This is a genomic window from Parashewanella hymeniacidonis, assembly GCF_016900895.1.
Lineage (GTDB): Bacteria > Pseudomonadota > Gammaproteobacteria > Enterobacterales > Shewanellaceae > Parashewanella > Parashewanella hymeniacidonis.
Map to the genome: position 1 here is coordinate 1 of NZ_JAFEUN010000081.1, position 22,171 is coordinate 22,171.

23 protein-coding genes are annotated in these 22,171 nt (G+C 40.6%); 4 read left to right on the forward strand and 19 right to left on the reverse strand.

The window, feature by feature from the left end; all coding sequences use genetic code 11:
* The first annotated feature begins 124 nt into the window (after positions 1-124).
* Complete coding sequence (locus tag JQC92_RS15315; RefSeq protein WP_205000456.1) at positions 125-1,378, forward strand: hypothetical protein; 1,254 nt, start codon at positions 125-127, stop codon at positions 1,376-1,378.
* A gap of 54 nt (positions 1,379-1,432) precedes the next feature.
* Here JQC92_RS15315 and JQC92_RS15320 read toward each other — a convergent pair whose 3' ends face one another.
* From JQC92_RS15320 to metJ, 7 genes are read right to left on the reverse strand one after another with little or no spacing between them, the layout of a single operon-like run.
* Positions 1,433-2,725 (reverse strand): alkaline phosphatase, encoded by a 1,293-nt coding sequence (locus JQC92_RS15320; protein WP_205000457.1) that lies wholly within the window; start codon positions 2,723-2,725, stop codon positions 1,433-1,435.
* A gap of 2 nt (positions 2,726-2,727) precedes the next feature.
* Positions 2,728-3,678, reverse strand: a complete 951-nt coding sequence (gene gshB, locus JQC92_RS15325; RefSeq protein WP_205000458.1) for a glutathione synthase — start codon at positions 3,676-3,678, stop codon at positions 2,728-2,730.
* Between the two features lie 20 nt (positions 3,679-3,698).
* Entirely contained in the window at positions 3,699-4,427 is a 729-nt protein-coding gene (gene rsmE / locus JQC92_RS15330) for a 16S rRNA (uracil(1498)-N(3))-methyltransferase (protein ID WP_205000459.1), read from the reverse strand.
* Positions 4,424-5,191: an endonuclease gene (locus tag JQC92_RS15335; protein WP_205000460.1), complete on the reverse strand. Its 768-nt coding sequence runs from the start codon at positions 5,189-5,191 to the stop codon at positions 4,424-4,426. Before JQC92_RS15335 ends, rsmE begins: the two co-directional genes overlap by 4 nt.
* 47 nt (positions 5,192-5,238) lie before the next feature.
* Entirely contained in the window at positions 5,239-5,556 is a 318-nt protein-coding gene (locus JQC92_RS15340) for a SprT-like domain-containing protein (RefSeq protein ID WP_205000461.1), read from the reverse strand.
* Positions 5,549-5,725 (reverse strand): SprT family zinc-dependent metalloprotease, encoded by a 177-nt coding sequence (locus tag JQC92_RS15345; protein ID WP_205000462.1) that lies wholly within the window; start codon positions 5,723-5,725, stop codon positions 5,549-5,551. Before JQC92_RS15345 ends, JQC92_RS15340 begins: the two co-directional genes overlap by 8 nt.
* 33 nt (positions 5,726-5,758) lie before the next feature.
* On the reverse strand, positions 5,759-6,073 hold the full coding sequence (gene metJ / locus JQC92_RS15350; protein WP_129948567.1) for a met regulon transcriptional regulator MetJ: 315 nt from the start codon (positions 6,071-6,073) through the stop codon (positions 5,759-5,761).
* A 195-nt stretch (positions 6,074-6,268) separates the two neighbouring features.
* On the opposite strand from metJ, the gene metB reads away from it, so the two are divergent.
* From metB to metF, 3 genes are all read left to right on the forward strand, one after another.
* On the forward strand, positions 6,269-7,432 hold the full coding sequence (metB, locus tag JQC92_RS15355) for a cystathionine gamma-synthase (protein ID WP_205000463.1): 1,164 nt from the start codon (positions 6,269-6,271) through the stop codon (positions 7,430-7,432).
* Positions 7,432-9,819: a bifunctional aspartate kinase/homoserine dehydrogenase II gene (gene metL / locus JQC92_RS15360; RefSeq protein WP_205000464.1), complete on the forward strand. Its 2,388-nt coding sequence runs from the start codon at positions 7,432-7,434 to the stop codon at positions 9,817-9,819. The genes metB and metL overlap by 1 nt, the downstream gene beginning before the upstream one ends.
* A gap of 286 nt (positions 9,820-10,105) precedes the next feature.
* Positions 10,106-11,002, forward strand: a complete 897-nt coding sequence (gene metF / locus JQC92_RS15365; RefSeq protein ID WP_205000465.1) for a methylenetetrahydrofolate reductase — start codon at positions 10,106-10,108, stop codon at positions 11,000-11,002.
* A gap of 28 nt (positions 11,003-11,030) precedes the next feature.
* Here metF and JQC92_RS15370 read toward each other — a convergent pair whose 3' ends face one another.
* The 12 genes from JQC92_RS15370 to JQC92_RS15425 form a co-directional block, all read right to left on the reverse strand.
* Positions 11,031-11,387 carry a cupin domain-containing protein gene (locus JQC92_RS15370; protein WP_205000466.1) on the reverse strand — a complete coding sequence of 119 codons (357 nt, stop codon included), beginning with the start codon at positions 11,385-11,387 and terminating at the stop codon, positions 11,031-11,033.
* Positions 11,388-11,820: 433 nt separating this feature from the next.
* The gene (gene hemB, locus JQC92_RS15375) at positions 11,821-12,831 is read right to left on the reverse strand and encodes a porphobilinogen synthase (RefSeq protein ID WP_205000467.1); all 1,011 of its coding nucleotides are present in this window, start codon (positions 12,829-12,831) and stop codon (positions 11,821-11,823) included.
* Positions 12,832-12,840: 9 nt separating this feature from the next.
* Entirely contained in the window at positions 12,841-14,736 is a 1,896-nt protein-coding gene (locus JQC92_RS15380) for a sensor domain-containing diguanylate cyclase (RefSeq protein ID WP_205000468.1), read from the reverse strand.
* 8 nt (positions 14,737-14,744) lie between these two features.
* Entirely contained in the window at positions 14,745-15,536 is a 792-nt protein-coding gene (locus JQC92_RS15385) for a TatD family hydrolase (RefSeq protein ID WP_205000469.1), read from the reverse strand.
* A gap of 6 nt (positions 15,537-15,542) precedes the next feature.
* A complete protein-coding gene (locus tag JQC92_RS15390) occupies positions 15,543-16,037 on the reverse strand; it encodes a hypothetical protein (RefSeq protein WP_205000470.1) in 495 nt (164 codons plus the stop codon).
* Between the two features lie 27 nt (positions 16,038-16,064).
* Positions 16,065-16,841, reverse strand: a complete 777-nt coding sequence (gene tatC, locus JQC92_RS15395) for a twin-arginine translocase subunit TatC (RefSeq protein WP_205000471.1) — start codon at positions 16,839-16,841, stop codon at positions 16,065-16,067.
* Positions 16,842-16,844: 3 nt separating this feature from the next.
* Entirely contained in the window at positions 16,845-17,240 is a 396-nt protein-coding gene (gene tatB, locus JQC92_RS15400; protein WP_205000472.1) for a Sec-independent protein translocase protein TatB, read from the reverse strand.
* A 6-nt stretch (positions 17,241-17,246) separates the two neighbouring features.
* Positions 17,247-17,477, reverse strand: coding sequence for a Sec-independent protein translocase subunit TatA (gene tatA / locus JQC92_RS15405; RefSeq protein WP_205000473.1), 231 nt, complete (start codon positions 17,475-17,477; stop codon positions 17,247-17,249).
* A gap of 30 nt (positions 17,478-17,507) precedes the next feature.
* Entirely contained in the window at positions 17,508-19,145 is a 1,638-nt protein-coding gene (gene ubiB, locus JQC92_RS15410; protein WP_205000474.1) for a ubiquinone biosynthesis regulatory protein kinase UbiB, read from the reverse strand.
* The gene (locus JQC92_RS15415; RefSeq protein ID WP_205000475.1) at positions 19,142-19,759 is read right to left on the reverse strand and encodes a ubiquinone biosynthesis accessory factor UbiJ; all 618 of its coding nucleotides are present in this window, start codon (positions 19,757-19,759) and stop codon (positions 19,142-19,144) included. The genes ubiB and JQC92_RS15415 overlap by 4 nt, the downstream gene beginning before the upstream one ends.
* 9 nt (positions 19,760-19,768) lie before the next feature.
* The gene (gene ubiE / locus JQC92_RS15420) at positions 19,769-20,524 is read right to left on the reverse strand and encodes a bifunctional demethylmenaquinone methyltransferase/2-methoxy-6-polyprenyl-1,4-benzoquinol methylase UbiE (protein WP_205000476.1); all 756 of its coding nucleotides are present in this window, start codon (positions 20,522-20,524) and stop codon (positions 19,769-19,771) included.
* 455 nt (positions 20,525-20,979) lie between these two features.
* The gene (locus JQC92_RS15425) at positions 20,980-22,023 is read right to left on the reverse strand and encodes a formimidoylglutamase (protein ID WP_205000477.1); all 1,044 of its coding nucleotides are present in this window, start codon (positions 22,021-22,023) and stop codon (positions 20,980-20,982) included.
* Positions 22,024-22,171 lie beyond the last annotated feature (148 nt).

The window sequence follows — 22,171 nt, forward strand, 5'->3', positions numbered from 1 at the left end:
TGTTTTGTTCAGAATCGCCATTTTATTTTGATAGTTGTCGTGGTTGACTTATTATCTCAAAAATAAAGCTTTTCTCCTCAGATTTTTCTTCTTAATTTGTTACCCATGTTTGATGGGTTCCGAAATGCGGATTGGTCCAAAAACACTGAGCGAAGAGCAAATATTTTATCGGTCTATTCGGAGTAAACGTTTCTATAGCTCAGATGAGCAACATATCGTTAATTTAGAAGGGCAATTCGAAACGCTTAAAAAACGAATAAACGACGATTATCGTCTGCATTTGAATTTGATTATTTATCAAATAACTACTGCGATTGAAAATGACATCACCGACTTTTATCAGGCACTAGCAGCGGAGAGTGATAAAGCTGGAGAGAAACAGTTATTAGACTCTACCAAACATCTACTTGCACAGTTTCGCACTTTAAGGCCAGATGATGAAAGACGAAATAGTTACTTTGCTCAAGCAGATAACTACTTGTCTTGGTTTTGTGAGCAGTTGTTCTTAAAAGTTATCTCTGAACACAATGACTCCGCCATGTTACTAAAAATGAGAAGCAAAATTTTAGCATTTTGCGCTCAAGAAGCTGAGTATCGTGCAGAGCTTAAATACAACACCAAAAAGACCATTAAAAACCCCAATCGTATCTCTAACAAGATGATTCTCATTCGACGTGTTCTACAACAAGGTGTGGAATTAAAAGAAGAGTTGAAGGTATTGGGTTCAGGATTAAAGCGAATAACGACCGGTACGGCAATGGCTTTAGTGATGTTATTTATCACCGTGCTAGCGTTACAAGCTAAGGATGAATTCAGTAATTTGACCATTGCATTTGTGATCTCTATGGCGCTGATTTATGGCTTGCGAGAAATATTTAAAGATGATGTTAAAGATGTTTTGTGGAGAAGCGTGCAAAAGGGTCGACCTAAGTGGAGTCGAAAGCTCATTGACACAACAAATAAGCAAGTGATGGTCAATGAAAAAATTTGGTTAGAATATCTCAGACATAATGAGGTACCTGACCCTGTTAAAACTATTTTGAACATGAGACATGTGCAGAATAGAATAGAGTCTCAAACCTTGTTTTACCGCTTACAAAGTCATGTGACCGCTAAAGATTTTCCTGAAGGCTATCAAGAGATTAAAGAACAAATTCAGTTTAGTTTTTTACCATTTATTCAATATCTTCACAAAGGAAAAGCCAAGCTTTATAGCCAATCAAGTGGTGAAATAGACGTAAAGCCAGTTGAGAGAAGATACCAAGTTAATCTGATTATGGCCGAAAAACATCACCGTTCTCAAAAGGTATACCGTAGATTCAAAGTGACTCTTAATCGGGAAGAAATCATCAGTGTTACAGAGGCTGAAATACCTTAATGTGTATCGGTTGAAGAGTATCACCACTCACGTAATAGAGTGGTGATATAACGTTTATAGTAGAGACGAAAGTGTGTCAGCGATTTCAGTATTATCTTGTGAACCGACAAACAGTTGTGAAGCAGGGCCTTTTGCAAACACTTGAACATCAACAGCAGTATGATCATCTGTTGTCCAGCCAGTGTTACTGCGTTTATTAACAAGATCAATGATGGCCATTGCGAAGTGTTGTTCATCTTGAGAGTGGGCTTTAGTTAGTGCTTTCCATTCATTGTCTTTAGGTTCAAAGCCGATGAGCTTCGCAAAACCTGTTTTCCATTGCTTCTGAGAGATCAATTGTTTAGCAATCGTCATTGGGCTGGCTTTGATCTTATGAAGTACACCAGGGTTCCATGATTTTTTATTGTTGGCTCCTACGGTTAGACCGCCGGTATCATGATCAGCCGTAGCAACCATCAAGGTATCTGGATGCTTACGAATGTAGGTTTCAACCACTTCTAGAGTACGAGCGAATTCATCCATTTCCCCCATTGTGGTAGCGATATCATTGGCATGTCCGGCCCAATCGATAATGCTGCCTTCAATAAGTAAAACAAAGCCATTGTTATGCTGTGATAATAGCTCTAATGACTTTTGCGTCATTTTACTTAGCTGATGAGCATTAGGGTTATCAATTACCCAAGGAAGTTGAACGTCAGCGAATAAACCAAGCACCTTACCACTGTGTACATCATTGAGTTTGTCGAAGTTTTCTAAAACTTGGTAACCTTTCTTTTTAAATTGAGCTAATAAGTTTTTATCGAAGTAACGCTGTCCACCACCCATAATCACATCAGCGCCAGAGTCTAAGTAATCTTTGGCGATTTGCTCATAGTTTTTACGGCTTTCATTGTGGCTTAAAAAACTCGCCGGTGTTGCATGGTTTACCTGTGATGTCACCGTGATACCAATGGCTTTATCATCTTTCTTCGCTTTCTCTAACAGCGTTTCAATTGGGCGTTTATCGGTATCCACACCAATGGCACCATTATAGGTTTTGACCCCAGTAGAAAGCGCCGTTGCAGCAGCAGCAGAGTCCGTAACATAACCACTCACTCGAGCTGGAGCAGTGCGAGCCATTCCGACCAGTAAGCGATCAAAGACGGTAGTTTCTACTTCTTCAGTATTCGGGTTGTCTTTGTAGTAACGATAAGCCGTGGTATAGGCTGGGCCCATACCATCACCAATAAGATAAATGATATTTTTTGGTGTCTTCGGTGTTTCTGTAGGTGTTTCGTTAGCGGCTAGTACACTCAATGGCGTTAGCAATGCTATCGCCATAAGTCCCTTAATGGTTTGATTAAGCATTTTTATCTCTCTTTAAGCCGGGTTTCTATTGAGTCAAATAACATGCCTGTAATGCTTACGTCATAAGCTGCTTCTATTTCTTTTATGCACGTTGGACTGGTAACATTAATTTCAGTTAGCTTATCACCGATAACGTCAATACCAACAAAAATGAGTCCGCGTTTCTTTAACTCAGGACCAAGCGAGCGTGCAATATTCCAGTCACTTTCAGACAGTGGTTGTGGTTGAGCTCGACCACCTGCGGCTAGATTACCGCGAGTTTCACCATTTTGTGGGATACGAGCCAGTGCGTAAGGAACGGGTTCACCATCTACGATTAAAATGCGCTTGTCACCTTCCGTAATTTCAGGAATAAACGCTTGAACCATGGCATAGGTTTGTCCATGGTTGGTTAATGTCTCAATGATGACACCTAGGTTAGGATCGTTTGGTTTTACTCGGAAAATTGAACTGCCACCCATACCATCTAATGGCTTTAAAATGATGTCTTGATGTTCAGCGTAAAAAGCACGTATACGTTGACTGTCTCGAGTCACAAGTGTTGTTGGTGTATGCTCAGGAAACCATGCTGTAAATAGCTTTTCGTTGGCGTCACGTAAACTTTGTGGTTTGTTCACGATCAAAGTTCCTTTATCTTCTGCACGCTCTAACATGTAAGTGGCATAGATGTATTCGGTATCGAAAGGTGGGTCTTTACGCATAAGAATGACATCTAAATCTGCCAACGCATTATTTTGCGTATCTCCGAGTTCAAACCATGATTCAGCGTTATCTGTTACGATTAACGGCTTCATGTTCGCTACAGCAGTACCATCGACGAGTGCAAGGTCTTGCATCTCCATGTAGAAAAGCTCGTAACCTCGCTTTTGTGCCGCCATTAACATAGCAAAACTCGAATCTTTCTTTATGTTGATATCTTGAATGGGATCCATCACGATGCCAAGTTTAATCATTGTTATAGTTCCTTTAGATCTTACAGATCGCCAAATTTGAGTTGTAATGCACTTATGACCGTTAATGCGGCTGTTTCCGTTCGTAAAACACGAGGGCCAAGTAAAATATCGGTAAATTGATACTGTTCAGTCATATCAATTTCTTCTTTGGATAAACCACCCTCAGGACCAATAAGAAGACGCACTTGATTGTTATCAAGTGATAGACCATTGATACCGTGGTTAGCTCTAGGGTGAAGGTTCAACTTTAATGCGTCTGATTGTTCGGCACACCAAGCTTCAAGTGAGATGGCAGGGCGAACCTCAGGTACAACACTTCGGCCTGACTGTTCGCAGGCACTCAGCACTATTTTTTGCCATTGTTGCTGTTTTTTCGCTAAGCGATCGCCCGTAAGTTTTACACCGCATCGCTCTGAAAACAGGGGAGTGATCGTTGTAACACCTAGTTCTACAGATTTTTGCAATGTGAAGTCCATGCGGTCACCGCGAGAAATCACTTGCCCTAGGTGCAGCTGTAATGGAGATTCAGTTGGGTTTTCCGTTGCTTCTATGACACGTACAGAAACGTTCTTTTTCGAAGCTTCAATGATCTCGGCTAAATAGTCGTAACCATCACCATTAAAGAGGGAGACTTTATCTCCCGTTTGCATTCGTAAAACTCGCCCGATATGGGCTGCAGGATCATCATCTAATAAAGTACTTTGACCAACAGCTAAGCTGCCGGCCTGATAAACTCTTGGTATTCTCATTTACTAAAATTATTGTCACTGCAAACATTGGAGTCAGAAACATAGTGATTATGGTTTCCTTGAATGCTTGCAACGACGTTATCTCTTATACATTCTGATTGCTTAACAGGATACATTTTATTCCATGCTTTGAACAATTTTAATTGTTTACTTGAAAGACGATATCGAGGGTACGTTTCGCTCATGTATAAGTAAGTTCTTGCAATGGCACCTCTGCTGTTTTCAGGTGGTTGCACGCGACGGTTTGCAAAGTCGACAATCATATCGCATTGGCCATACTGAGGGGTAGAGGGCTTTTCAGAAGTCCATTGTGAAAAGGAGTAATTACTTCTGTCTCCATTTACTTCTCCAATAGCAGGCACGAGATTGTGCATGTCAGAAGCCATCATATTGAAGTCATCGCTGGTTTTAGTGCAGTTTGCTCGTGCTGAAGTGCTTCCTACTGTTTTCCAGCAGCCAAGTTGGTGTCCGAAATCCCAAGCCGCAACGATGTGCTCCCATTCAATTCGGTTGGCTCGAGTTGGTTGTTTTCTCACTTTATAACCACATGAATTTAGCTCGGGATCCCACTTTTTTGAGTCAGTGTTAAATTCACAACTGCAATAAAATGTTTTTGGTTCTAACGGGCTAGGGTATAACTTAGTTAAGCGTGTTTTTGCTTGAGAAAATGATGTTGGACGATCAGTGGCATAACTTTGATTGGTAAAGCAGAGTGCTACGACAGCACCTACAGCAAAAGCTGCAATAAACTTATTAGACGGCATAACGGCTACCGAAAACGACATTAAGGTGGTTAAATTTTATTCTCTTATCAAAAGTTTAGCAATTTTAAAGTTTTAGAACAAACTCGACATCTGTATTGGACTTGATTGCGAATCACTTTATTATGGCGTCGAATGCCTAATTCAACGACCCCACAATCACATTGATAAGCTACTTTGGTTTGTGGTTTAGCGTGTACTTCAAAGTTATGAGTCGTCTTAGGGCTGAGATTAAAAAGCGTTTGCATCATTGAGCGCCACTCGATGCCATGTGGCTTTACTCGTCCAAAAATTTGATGACAAAGTAAGTGACAGATTTCATGCGGTACGACTTCATCAATAAAGTCTTGCTGGTTGCTTTCAAGCATGTTGGCATTCAAGCGGATTTTTATTCAGTTGAAGATGAGCCATACCAGCGCTTTTACCACGCAATTTAAACGATATTTCTGGGCGAGGGAAAGATCGTTTAAGTTGTTGTTCGGCAATTTGGTAACAATGTGCGACTTTATCTTGCGCGAGTTGCTGCCACTGGCTCATCGTCGTTAACGCTGATCAATTTTATACAGACAGTTATTCCATCTCTTCCCATTCGATGCCCATTGCTTCCATGAGCTTTTTAGCTTCAGAAGGAATACTGTCGGGTTGAGTTTTTGATAGGTCATTATCGTTTGGGAGGGGTTGGCCTGTGTAGGCATGCAAAAACGCTTCGCAAAGTAATTCGCTGTTGGTTGCATGGCGTAAGTTATTTACTTGTCGACGCGTTCGCTCATCAGTAAGTACTTTCAATACTTTTAATGGAATTGAGACAGTGACTTTTTTTACTTGCTCACTCTTTTTTCCATGCTCAGCGTAAGGGCTGATATATTCTCCATTCCATTTAGTCATTGACTCACCTGTATTGATGCTAATAAATAATTCGAGGTTGGCAAATTTTAAAGCCTAAAAACTCACAGTCAAATTATTGCACTAATTGTATGGTTAAGACAAACTTTTAGATGTCTATACTGCTAATATTTCTTGACCAATGGGCGAATAAAAACTAATCTAGACGTCTAGACATCCTTGTGTTTGAGGCGATAGGTGAAATCAACAACGACAATTGCAGTCAGAAACGGCTTAGAAACAGACATTCAGTATGGCTCTGTTGTTCCTCCAATGCACCTATCGACGAACTATTGTTTTGATGATGCATTATCTCCGAGGGAGTTTGATTACAGCCGAAGTGGTAATCCAACCAGAGCGTTACTCGCAGATACCCTCGCTAAGCTTGAAAAAGGGGCTGGAGCCATCATCACTAATACTGGAATGTCTGCTATTACTCTGGTGCTGCAATTACTCAAACCGCATGATTTATTGATCGTTCCTCATGATAGCTATGGCGGAAGCTTACGATTATTCAAAGCGTTTGCTGATAAAGGCTGTTTTAAGCTCGATATTATTGACCAGACTCAAGAGGAACAAATACAGTCTGCGATAGCGAAAGAGCCCAAGATGGTGTGGCTTGAAACACCGAGTAACCCATTACTTCGAATCGTTGATATTCAGAAGATTGCGAATAAGCTAGAAGGCAGTCATACATTACTTGTGGTTGATAATACGTTTCTGTCGCCTCTTCTACAGAAGCCGTTATCTTTAGGGGCTGACATCATTGTTCACTCCACCACCAAATATATTAATGGTCACAGTGATGTTGTTGGTGGAGCCGTGATTGCCAAGACGGATGATCTTAGTGAAACCCTTTGCTGGTGGGGGAATACATTAGGGCTTACTGGTGGTGCTTTTGATGCGTACCAAACATTAAGGGGCGTGAGAACGTTACCGATTCGTATAAAACAGCATGAACAAAATGCAAAGAAAGTTGTTAACATACTGAGTGAACATCATGCTGTTTCACAACTCTATTATCCTGGGCTTGAAAACCACATTGGTCATGAAATCGCCAAAAGACAGCAGAGTGGTTTTGGTGGCATGGTAAGTTTTGAATTAAAAGGCGATCATAATGCTCTAATTCAATTCGTACATCGTTTACAATTGTTTTCGCTCGCTGAGAGCTTAGGCGGTGTAGAGAGCCTAGTTTGTGTTCCTGCATTAATGACCCATCGCTCGATGGATAATGATGCACAGGTAAAAGCGGGCATTAAGCCGACTCTGATCCGTTTATCGATTGGCGTCGAAGATGGTGATGATTTAGCTACTGATTTAAAACAAGCTTTAGATACAGTTTTACTCGGAGACAAGGATTAATGACGATTAGTCACTTACATAAATTTGGCGGTTCAAGTTTAGCGGATGCTGACGGTTACCGACGTGTTGCGCATATTTTGCTCACACAAGGAAATGCCAATGATATGGTGGTTGTATCTGCAGCGGGTAAATCAACCAATAAGCTTTATCAACTATTAGAATTTCAGCACAGCCGTCGTTTATGGCTGCAATCATTACAAGAGCTGATTGAATATCAACAACATTTAGCTGAAGATTTATTGGATAACAGTAATGCGCAATTATTTCGAGAGCGCTTGTCGACCGACGGTATGGAGTTGTCGAGTTTACTGTCACAAGACCAGTTAACCGAGTACGATAAAAACCAGTTAGTTGCGTTTGGTGAGGTTTGGTCTTCAAGGTTATTAGCCGCTTATCTAAAACAAAATGATGTCGCCTCAAAAGCCATTGATAGCCGTAAAATTCTGCTCGCTGAAAACGATGTTGTTGCACGAGTAAAAGCCGATGAGTCCAGATTAAATGTTCAACAAGTTATTGAGGTTAATCCTGCAACAAGGTTGATCTTTACTGGTTTTATTTGTGGTGACGCTGAAGGCAATACACTGCTGTTAGGTCGTAATGGCTCAGATTACAGTGCGAGTTTATTGGCCAGCTATGCTGATGTTGAACAAATTACAATTTGGACTGATGTAGAAGGGGTCTTTAATGCCGACCCCAATAAAATCACGGATGCCAAATTATTAGCTTCGTTGTCATTAGGTGAAGCTGATCGACTCGCTAAATTAGGTTCTCCAGTTCTTCATAGCAGAACATTGCAACCCCTTTTTGGAAGTAGTGCTCGGTTGGCTGTCCGATCCAGTTTTTCCTCTCATACTCAATACACTCAAATAGAACCAGACAGTGCCGCTGCATGTGAGCCCGTGATAACCAGTTTGCAGCAAGTTGAATTACTCCAATTACAGAGTGATTTGGACCCTAATAATATATATTCGATATTAGAGAAGCATGGGGTGAGTCCACTTGCTTGGTGGGGCCATACCAATCAAACATTTGAGCTGGCAACTACGACAGAGAATAGAGCGAAGTTATTAGCCTTATTAGAGCCACTTTGTCTTGAAAATACTCAGGTTAGTGTGACTTCAAGGTTTGGACTCGTGGCACTAGTAAGCCAAGACGCTATAGAACATCGGCACGGCTTTTCTAGGTTGTTAACTCGACATTCAAAGCCACTTTTTCAAGACTCGAACAGTTTAGTGGCGCTGGTACCTAAAGCTGATGTTGATAGTTTGTCTTTTAAAGTTCATCGACGCTGTACTGCAGCAAAGAAACGTTTCGGTGTTGTGGTATTTGGTTTAGGTAATATTGGTAAAACTTGGACAAAACTGTTTCAGACACGTGTTTTTCAGCTCGAAAAACAGCTAAAAATCAAGCTGGACATTGCTGGTTTGGTATCAACAAATTATTGTTTGATTTCAGATAGTGCCATTGATTTATCAAACTGGGAGCATAACCTGAGCCAGCATGGACAGCCTTGGCGATATGATGAACTCTTAATGCAGTTAGATGCGTTAACTTACGATGAACTTATTGTTTTAGATATTACCGCCAGTGCCAGTTTAACGTTAAAATACTCAGAGTTTTTACAGCGTGGAATACACCTTGTTAGTGCAAATAAGTTAGCGGGTTCAGGTCCTCTTACGTTTTATAAAGAGCTGAAATATCAGTTGCAAAGTCGGCGACTTTTTTGGCGCTATAATGCGAGCTGTGGTGCAGGACTGCCAATTCAGACGGCACTGGCTGAGCTCAAGAATGGTGGGGATGATATTCATAGTGTAGGGGGAATATTTTCAGGCACTCTGTGTTGGCTGTTTGAGCATTATGACGACAGCGAGCCTTTTTCATCACTCGTATTAAAAGCCAAATCACAAGGCATTACAGAGCCAGATTCTAGAGATGATCTTTCCGGTAGAGATATGCAACGGAAGTTGTTAATTTTGGCGCGAGAATTAGGAATGAATCTAGAGCTTAGTGATATTGAGTTGGAATCATTAGTCCCAGCGCATCTTGTGCATGTCTCTAAACAAGAGTTTATTGAACGTATTGATGAAATCGATGAATCGATCAAAGATCAATGGACAGCTGCTCGAGGTCAGAACAAAGTATTGCGTTATATTGCCAAGTTTGAGCTCAATAATGGTATCGTTAATGCAAAAGTGGCTCTAGAACGAGTCGATAAAACACACCCTTATGCAAGCCTAACGCCTGGCGATAATATCTTTGTTATTGAAAGTGAATTTTACAAAGGCACGCCACTGATCATCAGAGGGCCTGGTGCTGGCCGAGAGGTGACTGCTGCTGCCATTCAGACTGATCTCGTACAAATATGCCGAGACTTAATGTTAGATTGATCGCATAAATAAATAGCAGAGGCTTATTAAAGTGGGCCTCTATTTTATAAAGCCATTCAAGTTTTCCTAGAAAGCTTTATTATTTCCTATTCAGCATTTTCAATAGTTTCACTTTACACATGTTTATTCATCCCCATTCTTGATTATGGTCTATTCTCCTTTATGAATTCTCAGAAAACATTAATTGAATAACAGCTTAAAAAATAACCTTGACATCGCTAGTATTCTCCGTCATATTTCTATCTAGACGTCTAAACGTCCATTTAATTTTAACATAGGGTAGATTATGGCATTCCATCATGCACAACACTCATCGTTGCTCAATCAAAATCTTGCTGAGCATAATGGTGACATCAATGTGTCGTTTGAGTTTTTTCCTCCAGCAAGCTCAGAGATGGAGCAAATGCTTTGGAAGTCTATTCTTCGTTTATCACCATTGGATCCAAAATTTGTTTCAGTCACATATGGAGCATTGAGTGGCGTGCGAGATAGAACCCACAATGTGATTGAGCGTATCCAGAATGAAACGAGCTTAGTTGCAGCCCCGCACTTAACATTGATTGATGCCGATGATTGTGAATTAAAAGAGCTCGCTAAGCAGTACTGGAATTCAGGCATTGACCACATTGTCGCATTGAGGGGAGATATACCTGAGGGGTACGACAATCCACAGCGCTATGCTTCCGATTTAGTTGCTCTGCTGCGCTCTGTGGCCGATTTTGATATATCTGTGGCTGCTTACCCTGAAGTTCACCCTGATGCTTTGAATGCCCAATCGGACTTAGTCAACCTAAAGCGCAAAGTTGAAGCTGGTGCTTCTCGAGCGATTACCCAATTTTTCTTTGATATCGAAACGTATCTTCGATTTAGGGATCGTTGTGCAGCGGCTGGAATAGAGGTCGAAATCGTACCGGGGATCTTACCAGTAACTAATTTCCAGCAATTGAAAAAATTCGCAGGCATCACGAATGTTTCCATCCCTGATTGGCTACATCATCAGTTTTCTGATTTAGATAATGATCCTGAAACTCGACAATTAGTCGGAGCAAACATTGCTATTGATATGGTGAAAGTATTGGCCAGAGAAGGGGTTAAAGACTTTCATTTTTATACGTTGAATCGCCCAGAACTCACATACGCAATTTGTCATACTCTGGGCATTCGTCCGCAGAAAGTGGCTTAATTATCCTGTGAAGCGTTCAGCGACATCACTATTTGATCTCAACAACTAATAGCTCGATATCATGACCGCTGAGATTTATGTCCTGATGAAGCTTCAACCCCTCTGATTTTGGAAGGTAGCTGGGAGTATCTTTCTTTAAAGGGATAATCTTTGAGGTTCCATCTTGGTAGTGGATTTTTATCGTTCCATCTTGTTTGGGAATAATAACTCGAGCAGTTTGATGGGTGTGATATTCGAGATGGCCACTCTCACAGAGCGTCGTCTTCCAAGACTTTACATCTTGATGTTCGAAGAAGGTGTGTCGATGAGTTTGGCAATTTGAGTGCGCCGTAGCTTGAAAGGATAAAACGGCAAACAGTGGTACAAATAACGTGGCTAATTTCATTACGTGCTCCTCTTGAGAGTTAATACTTATTACAGTGATTCTTTTTTCTCTTATGCCTAGATTGCACGGGCTGAGCGTTTAACCTAAAAAACTCAGTTGAACGCTAAATAACTTTTTAAGCTTATGAAAGTAAGAAAATAATCTGATTAACTGTTATCACCTATTGGGTGAATCGCTCTACGCTCACAAGCTGGCTAAAATTGCCGTTATCTACGTTAGAACATTTGCAAGTAGATTAACTACTTGCTGCACGTTCTGCCTTGCTACCGACAATTTTTCTGCGCTTGAGAACGTACCCAACTGAGTTTTCTAGGTTTAATCACTAAATGGGTATGAGTAATGGTTTAGCGTGGATAACGTGAAACAACAAGAAATTATTGGAATAATTAATGTGGTATTGCTTGTTAAGCCAATACCACAGTTATTAAGAAAGCTATTTGTCTTCTTTCAACCACTGAGCGACGCGTTTGGCAAAGTAGGTGAGAATACCGTCAGCGCCTGCACGTTTAAAGCAAAGTAGAGATTCCATAATAATTGGTTTTTCTGCTAGCCAACCATTTTGAATTGCCGCCATATGCATAGCGTATTCACCACTGACTTGATAAGCAAAAGTGGGCACTTTAAACTCAGATTTCACTATTCTGACGACATCAAGGTATGGCATGCCTGGTTTTACCATAACCATGTCCGCACCTTCTTCAATATCCATAGCGACTTCATGTAATGCTTCATCAATATTAGCTGGGTCCATTTGGTAGCTGTGTTTATTGCCACCTTTAAGGTTGCTAGCAGAGCCAACAGCATCGCGGAATGGACCGTAATAATTTGAAGAGTACTTAGCTGAGTAAGCCATGATTTGAGTATTAACATGTCCTGCTGTTTCTAAAGCCGAACGAATTGCACCAATTCTGCCATCCATCATATCTGAAGGGCCTACCATATCGGCACCGGCCTCTGCGTGAGATAACGCTTGTTTTACTAACACTTCAGTGGTCACGTCATTGATAATATAACCTTCTTCATCAATGATTCCGTCTTGGCCATGTGTTGTGAATGGGTCTAAAGCGACGTCAGTCATAATACCCAACTCAGGATGAGCAGCTTTAAGAGCTCGTACGGTTCTCTGAACCAAACCTTCAGAGTTATAAGCTTCTTCAGCCATGAGCGATTTCTTATCGGCTGGGGTGACTGGGAATATCGCAATCAGTGGAACACCCAGTTCGACAAGTTCTTCAGCTTCTTTTAATAACAGATCTAAGCTGTAACGCTTAATCCCAGGCATAGAAGCAACATCTTCAGTGCGGTTTTCACCTTCTAATACGAACATCGGGTAGATTAAGTCACTGACCGTAAGTTGATTTTCGGCCATTAAACGTCGACTAAAATCATGTTTGCGCATGCGACGCATTCTACGTCTAGGGAAAGCGCTTGAAACTATATTCACGGTAAACTCCTAATTATTAACTTCAGCTTCAACTTCAGCGAATTGTTCAAGCTTAAAAGTAAACTCTCGAACCTGATCTCTACCATTATCTTTCGCATGATAAAGGGCTTTATCAGCTTGCTCGAACATTACTCTAGCATGAGCATCGTCCGTGACGATATCGGCGACTAAGCCAATACTCACAGTAAGAAATATATTATTATCTTGCCAGCGAATCGCATGGTCATGAATGCAACGGCGTATTTTTTCAGCTACCACTTTTGCACCTTTAGCGTCGGTACTAGGTAACAGTAGGGCAAATTCTTCGCCACCATAACGAGCGACAATGTCAGAAGGGCGCAGCAATTCTGACTTTATTGAATCGGCAACATATTTTAAAGCCTGATCACCAGCAAAATGGCCATAAGTATCATTAATCAGTTTAAATTTATCGATATCCAGCATCATAATCGCAAGTGGCGTTTGCTGGCGGCGACTCAGTTTGGCTTCAGCAAGTAACTTCTTATCAAAAGCGTTTCGATTTTTAACGCCTGTTAATGTGTCAATTGAAGATTGTTCTTTGAGTCTGTCGTGAGCTTCATTGAGCTCTCTATATGCAAACTCGAGCTCAAGAGTGCGCTCTTGGACCATGTGCTCTAATTGATCTTTATTTTGGATTTCTGAATTTAGCGCATCTTCACGAACTTGCTTAATGCGCTCAGCTTGCACGAGTGCTTTTTGCTGAATTCTCATTTTCTCCTTACGTTCATCATGATAACAAATCGCAAGAATCAGTGTCATCACCAGTATTTCTACGGTTAAGCCATAAATAACGGGAACTTGAGGTGCAACAGATAGAGAAATTATCCCTAAATATACTAGGCAAGTAGCGCCTGCACCGAGCATAATTGCAGACCATCCCAAAGAGTAAAGTTTAGCGAGTTTATGACCTTTTATTGCCTGTATCACAGTTAAGACCATAAGAACGATAACGACAGCTAAGACCGCATTTACTTCTATTAAAAGTGCCAGTTTGTAACTGATAAATAAAGATAAGACTGCAATTAGAATACTGACTAAAGCCCCGATTCTGCAGAATTTAAGCATGAAATAATTTTGCTTTTTAAGCTTAAGGATTTTCTCTGTCAGCAATAAAGCAAATGCTAGTGCAATAGGAATAAGTGCAGGTAATGAGTGAGCTTGAATAAAAGGAGACTCTGGCCATAAGTACTTATATGAAAGCCCATCTATCGTCGCAATGGTTAATGTCATACTTAACACATAACCAGAGAAATATCCGTAGCTGAAAGAGCGGGTAACAAAAGCAAAGAACAAACTAAAAATACCAATACCTAAAAGTGAGCCCAAGTGGACTCCAACGGCTACAGGAAGGTTATCAACTTCTTCGAAGTAGGACTCCGCAGAACTAAGTACCAGCGGAATATGAGCACTACCTTGTGAATCGATTTTCAGGTAGATATCGTGAATTTGCCCTTTTTTAAGTTCAATTGGATAATAAAATTGAATTTTTTTAATTGGACGTTCTGAGAATGGGTAACTGTCTCCCATCACTTGTTTATCTGAAAGCCGACCATTGATGTAATGATAGATTTCTATATGATCAATGTGTGGATTACCTATTTCAAGAATCCGTTTAGCGGTGTCTTCGGGGGTTGTTAATTTGAATTGAAGCCAATAATTATGGGCGCCAATCATTTGAGTGTCAGAAATTTGCTTTGCTCGCCAATAAATATTGGACTCAGCAATGACATGATCGATATCTTTAATATCGTTACGCTCAAGCACGTAGGTCTTACCGTCTAAATCTAATGACTCATTGCCCGAGACAGATATTGGGGTGATGCTAGTGGCAAAGGCAAGGGTTTGGGTCAAACATAGTAAACAAAATAGTAATAAACGATTCATGCTTGAAACTACTCCAACCCAAAAAAATCCATTGTATTGTCAAAGCATTGTTTAGCCAAGAATTCTTTACTTTGTTGCCTCAAGTTGGCTACTGTATCAGCAATGTGAGGTAAATATTTGGGATAGTTTGTGCCCGACTTAGGTTTGGGTTTTAAATTTCTTGGAAGCAAATATGGACTGTCAGTTTCAAGCATTAAACGATCGTTAGGAATATATTTAATACACTCTGCGAGTGTTTGCCCTCTGCGTTCATCGCATACCCAACCTGTGATACCAATGAACAAATCGAGTTCAAGGCAGTCTTCAAGTTCAGATCTTGAGCCTGTAAAGCAGTGTAAAACGGCGTTTGAAAGTTGAGGTCGATACTGTTTCACTAATTGAATAAACTCGTTATGTGCATCTCTACAATGCATATATATTGGCATTTGAGTTTGAACTGCAATTTCGAGCTGAGATTCAAATGCTTTGAGTTGTTGATCGGGTGTTGAAAAGTTGCGGTTAAAATCTAAGCCGCACTCTCCCACAGCTACAATTGAGTCATGACTTAAGAGTGATAAGAGCTTTTCAGAACTTTGATCAGACCATTGACTGGCATAATGCGGATGCACACCCGCAGTTCCAAATAAAGTATTAGGGTACTGTTTGCAACAAGTTGCGACTTCTGCGCTTTCCTCAAGATTGCTACCAACGATGATTTGCTTTTCAACGGCAGCAGCATGAGCTTCGTGAAGTACAGTTTCGATTTGATGCTCAAGTTTGCTGCCAATTAAGTTGACAGCAATGTCGATATAACGAGTCATTACACTTTATTTAATGCGTTTTACGCGTATTGAAGAATTTCGTTCAGGTGTACCTAAAATAAACGAGCCAAGTGCTCCTCTTTTGATATAAGCTTTTTGTCCCGATTTCAGTTTGAATCGTTTGGTTTCGCTTTGCTTCCAAACTTGACCATTTTCAAACGTAATGGTTAGTTTTCCATATGGGCTTTTAGCTACCTTTGCAACTGTCAACTCTACCCGTTCTAATTGTTTCCCTGTTGGTTTAGTGATACCAAATGTATCTGTCGTTTGACCACGTGTTTCAAACTGATCTGAAGATGAAGTTTCTGTTGCAGATGATACTTTACCAAAGTTGGCTTCAGGTGAGCTAACTTTTGGGCTTACACCTTTGGCCAAATTGTCATAGCAAATCAGTCTGTCTAATTTGTCTGAGATTGTGGCGCATTTCTGGATATCTTGTTCAACACCTGCAAAAGATGACGTAGATAATAAAAATAGAGTAGGAATCCATATTTTATTCATTTTAATTCTCCTTCTCATACCACAGGGTTATTGAGGCATGATGCTATTATTTGAGTCTTGATCAGAATCGTCAGAAGACGTTTCTTCATCAGGCTTCTTCTTATAAAAACGAGCAGCCAACAAACCGCCTTCAAACAAGAGTAACATAGGTACTGCTAACATTGTTTGAGAAATAATATCCGGTGGCGTAAGCAGCATGCCAACAACAAAAGCACCCACAATGATATAAGGTCGTTTCTTTTTCAAATCTTCAACTGTCGTGACGCCAGCCCAACAAAGTAACACTACACAAATAGGGATCTCAAAAGCTAAACCGAAAGCAAAGAAAAGCTTGAGAACAAAATCTAAATAACTGTTGATGTCAGTCGCAATGTGAACACCTTCAGGCGCTACGCTGGTAAAAAATCCAAAAACAACGGGAAATACCACGAAATAGGCAAACGCAATTCCAAGGTAAAATAGCAAGGTACTGCTGAACAAAAGCGGTGCTACGAGCTTTTTCTCATGTTTATATAATCCGGGCGCGATGAATGACCAGATTTGAAAAAGAACATAAGGGATGGCAATAAAAAACGATAAAATAAGAGTTAATTTAAAAGGTGCAAAAAACGGAGCGGTAACATCGGTTGCAATCATGCTACCAGTAGCAGGCATGTTACTCATTAATGGGATGGCCAAAAAATGATAGATGTCTTGAGCCCAGTAAACCAGGCAGATAAACACCAATAAAATACTACCAATTGCACGTAAAACTTTAGTGCGTAACTCCAGCAAGTGGCTAATTAGAGGTTGCTGCTCTGCCATAGTTTATCCGTTTTTTTTGATCTCTTTTTCAGAAGAGATTGCCGTTATTTTTTCGTCAGTTTTTTCTGTGGAAGGTTCTGACGTTGAAGTCGATTCTTCAGTCGCTTTATAAGGGCGATTAACTGATTCTGCGGCTTCTTTCAATTTATCAATAGACTCTTGAAGCTCAGGGGACAAGTTTGCTAGCCCCTTGTTTTCAGCTTCTTTAAGATCTTTGTGTAACTGCTCGACATTAAGCTCATGCTCAAGTTCCTCTTTTACAGAGTTGACCATGCGCTTTATGGTTCTAATCCAGCTAGCTACTGTTTTCACTGCGACCGGTAGACGCTCTGGTCCCAATACCACAAGACCAATAATGCCTATCAGCAACAGCTCCATAAAGCCGATGCCATCGAACATGATAAGTTACACCTGTTCTTTTTCTTTCGTTTCAACCTTAGCTTCAGTTTCTACTGTCTTTTCAGCTGAAGCTGTCTCGTCAGTAATGGCTTTTTTGTCGTCATCAGCCATTGCTTTTTTAAACCCTTTTACGGCATCACCTAAATCACCACCGATGTTGCGTAATTTCTTCGTTCCAAATAATAACACTACAATTACCGCAATAATTAGTAATTGCCAAATGCTGATACCACCCATGAAATATTTCCTCTTTTACGGTTAACTTAATTAATTTGGTCTAGAGAACCATCCGACTAACCAGAGAACTGCTCCAGCACCTAAACTGATTTGTGACACTAATGGTGTCACATCTTGGTTAAACAAAATCGTGCCACAGATCAATAAAACTGCAGATGTGATCAATAAAAAGTTACTTTTGTGTAACTGGCGTTGATGACTCAGATATTGATTGAGCATCTCTTGTTGCGAACCAACGAGCTTTCGCCCTAACTTTAAATTGTCATACACCAATTCGGGCAGCTCAGGCAGCTTTTCAACCCAAAATGGAAAATTTGCTTTGGTTTTTTTTGCGAAAGCTTTCGCCCCAGCTTGCTCAGACATCCACTTCTCTAAAAATGGTTTCGCTGTCTGCCACAAATCGAGTTGTGGATACAATTGTCTTCCTAACCCCTCAATATACAGCAAGGTCTTCTGTAAAAGAATTAATTGAGGCTGAACAACCAGTTCAAATTGTCGTGCCGTACGGAATAACTCCAATAAAACATGCCCAAATGAAATTTCATCCAGCGGTTTATTGAACATAGGTTCACACATGGCTTTTACGGCTTGTTCAAATGCAACCAAATCGGTATTTTTTGAAACCCACCCGGATTCAATATAAAGCTGAGCAATCCGCTCATAGTCACGATTAAAAAAGGCGAGGAAATTTTGGGCCAGATAATTTTTATCAGCTTCGCTCAACGTCCCCATGATGCCGCAATCTAAACCAATGTAGAACGGGTTCTCGGGATGTTCTTTTGAGATAAAAATATTTCCTGGATGCATATCCGCATGAAAAAAATTATCTCGGAACACTTGAGTGAAAAATAACTCAACACCACGCTCAGCCAGCAGTTTGAAATTTGTGTTTTGAGCGCTTAATTCTTTGATATTCGATACTGGAATACCATCAATACGTTCCATCACCATCAAACGTTTATGACACAGTTCTTCATAGACAAACGGAATATACAGAGCATCAGAGTTTAAGAAGTTATTACGTAGTTTTATGGCATTAAGGGCTTCAAGCTTTAAGTTGAGCTCACCTAAAATCGTATTTTTATAATCAGCAATCACCTCAGCAGGGCGAAAACGACGATTATCTTTTAATAGTTTCTCAAGCGTCGTTGCCACTTGCTCCATCAGCTGTAAATCCGCTTTAATTTGCGACTCAACATTGGGGCGAAGTACTTTTAGGACGACAGATTTTCCGTTTGATTTTAAGGTGGCGCAATGTACTTGGGCAATAGAAGCTGAAGCTAAAGGCTTTGCTTCAAAGTCATCGAATAAATTCTCAATCGGTTCGCCTAGTTCTTTTTCAATTGCTTGTCTCGCAAGGCTTGAATCAAACGGTGGCACTCTGTCTTGTAAAACCGCAAGCTCTTCTGCCCATTCATCGCTCAGCAGATCACGTCGAGTCGAAAGCATTTGGCCAAGCTTGATATAAACAGGGCCTAGCGCAATCATTGCTAAACGAAATCGTTCACCGCCGGAGAGATCTTTGTGTTGATTGCGCAACCAAAAGAACATTGACCGAAGCAGCTTGAAGTACCATGGCTTGAGTTTGTTGGGTAAGAGTTCGTCAACACCGTATTGTAAAAAGGTTTTGATGACAAAATAGCCGCGGTGGATCCCTGATATGCTCATACCGAGTTATTGTCCCTTAAGCTTGCTATGCGCTTTTCTAAACGGATTACATCAGCAGTTAAATCTTCAAGTTGATCACAGTGTTGAATGTACTCAATACGATGTGGTGCTAATTGATACTCTTCAACTGCGAGTTCTGTGAGATGAGTTGTCGTGCCTTTGGAAATGGATTTCAGTTTATCAGTAAATTGGTTGAAGCCACTTTGCAAAAAGTGTGCAGGTACATCACCGATATACTTTGATATAGGTTCGATAAGATTAAAGTCGAGCTTTTCTAAATAAGCGCTGAATTGTTGAAGGGTATTGATATCACCATCGATTGCGAGCTTATCGGCTTTAATTAGATCCGTCAGGCTTTTGCCTTGACGAATTTTGGCCAAAGTACTTAACTCTGTTTTTAAAGAGACATCAGGCTGAGCTTCATATTGAGTCAGCACCAAAACCTCATCGTTACAAATGAAGAATAATGGCCAAGGTAGCTGGTTTAAGCGAATTTCAATGACTTTATTATTCAGCACTTGCAATTCATCTTGCAAGTGCGGATTGAGTTTGTTTAATTGTGCTAAAGACGCTTCAAATACAGAAGTGCACAGTAAAGCCATTTTTTGCTGCATTAGCCTACCTTAAAATTTATAACCACGATGAAGTGCCACAACGCCATCGGTCAAATTGGTATAATCGACGTGTTCTAAACCTGCATCAATCATCATCTGTTTTAAGGTTTCTTGATCAGGGTGCATGCGGATAGATTCAGCCAAGTATTCATAGCTGTCTGCATCATTAGTGATCAGTTTCCCCATTTGTGGGATCACTTTAAAGCTGTACAAGTCATACACCTTTTTCATGATATCGTGCTTAGGTGTTGAGAACTCGAGTATGAGTAACTTACCGCCGGGCTTAAGTACTCGTTGCATCGAACGCAAGGCTGCATTTTTATCTGTTACATTACGTAAACCAAACGCAATAGTAATAATATCAAAGTGATTATCAGGAAATGGTAAAGCTTCGGCATTGGCTTGCACATAACTAACGTTGCCCACAATGCCTCTATCACGTAATTTGTCACGACCTACCTTTAGCATTGAGTCATTAATATCAGCGAGGGTTACTGAGCCTTGTGGTCCAACAATACGGGAGAATTTTGCCGTTAAGTCGCCTGTACCACCAGCAAGATCAAGGATTTTCATGCCAGGACGGGCCGCAGCAGTTTCAATGGTAAAACGTTTCCAGAAACGATGAACACCAAATGACATCACATCATTCATTATGTCGTATTTAGCTGCAACTGAATGAAAAACATCGGCCACTAAATCTGCTTTTTTATCAGCATCAACGGTTTTATAGCCGAAATGAGTTTGTTTTGATCCATTATCAGACATTGAAAATTCCTGTGTGTCGGCTCATCTCATACATGAGTATCAACCAATAAATCGTTCTGGAAAGTGGTAATTAGACCATATTCGCTAACGCAAATGAATATAATTATTAGGATAGTAGAGTAAATTAATGATTTTGATCATCGACATGAAATTAAGCTGCGGAGTTTGAGTTATCAATAAAACCCAAACTCCGAAAGTGAATCGTTTATACCCATGATACTTGAAGATGCATGTTTCAGGACTTTTTCAGCGCCAATTCTTTGAGGCGCATTATCGAAGGAATATCGGGATTCTTTCGAGCTAATGTAACAAAGAAGAATTGGCGCTGAGAAGTCCACGAAGTGCGAGTTGCACAGCTTGTTACTCTTCGTTGCCAGTGCTAACAATAGCTCACTATTGCCGCACACCGTCGCCTTGATTAATAAGTTGTGCATTCTCGCTGAAATCGAGCATCTTCAGGTATGGGTATATGTGTAAGATTTACGCCCTTGAATATAGGAATAAACTAGCTCGCTCAACGATTGCCCAACTTGTCGATAACCTGCTTGCTCTGAAGTAGGGTGGCAATTAGGTGCAGCTTCAGCCAAATGTAAATACTGACAGTGACAGTGTCTGGCAAGGTAAGAAATGTAAAATGCGGCGTCGAGTAGAGGAATACCGGCACTAGTTTCTGCGCTTGATGGAAACTGTGGAATAGCATCAACATCAAGTTCAACGCCTAGAGGTTGCTGATAAGCATTGATGTTTTGTGCAATGTCTTGCATCGCTTTCTCTAAAGTTAATTCTCTTCTTACCCAGATTTGTTGAAAAGTATGCCAAGTTCCACCGAATTGCTTTAATTGCTGTAAATTGATCGCATTGTTTTTTAATTCGTGTAAACCAAGTACGTGATATTGAGTGAGAGCTCTTTCTGAAGCTGCATAGTTAAATCCATTACCGCTGTGTCGACCATCCAGTGCTCGAAAGTCAGAGTGTGGATCTAAGTTTACTGCGGACATAGGTGTGTTTAATACCTGGTGACAGGCCGTTAGAAGACCGTAGGCATTGTTATGCCCGCCGCCAATTACGATCGGCTCCAGTCCCGCAGCAATAATTAAAGATGTCAGTTCAATTACTCTAACATCGAGCTTAGCGACAGCTTGGCGTATTAGTTCAGTGTTGCCAGAATCTGGCTGAATGTCTTGAGTTTGTATCTCTCCGAGAATAAAGATATCACTGCCAGGTAAAAACTGATTCGATTGGAAGTTGACGAATTGTTTAATCGTAGCTTCATAACCATTACCTGAACCTCCACGGCCCAAGTTTCCTTGTGGGCCAAGATCCTCATTGATACCGAACAAGACGAATTGCCCACCTTGTTTTTTAAATACTGTAAATTGTTCTTTGAGTGGGCGTTGAATATTTGGATAAAAGAATTTATCGCCAATCTTCTGTTCACCAGCTCGATGACTTACCCATGAGGAAATGTATTCTTGGGTATAAAGGTTTAACCAGTTCATATTGCATTAATGCTTATTTTTTTTATGTAACTATTCAGCTGGGTAAACAAAGATATCAGGCAAGTGCCCGCTGAACAGCAGGTTCAACGAAGTTGAGGCTGTGATATTTTGCTTTCGACAACTCGAAACGTAACTGCGTATGGCACAG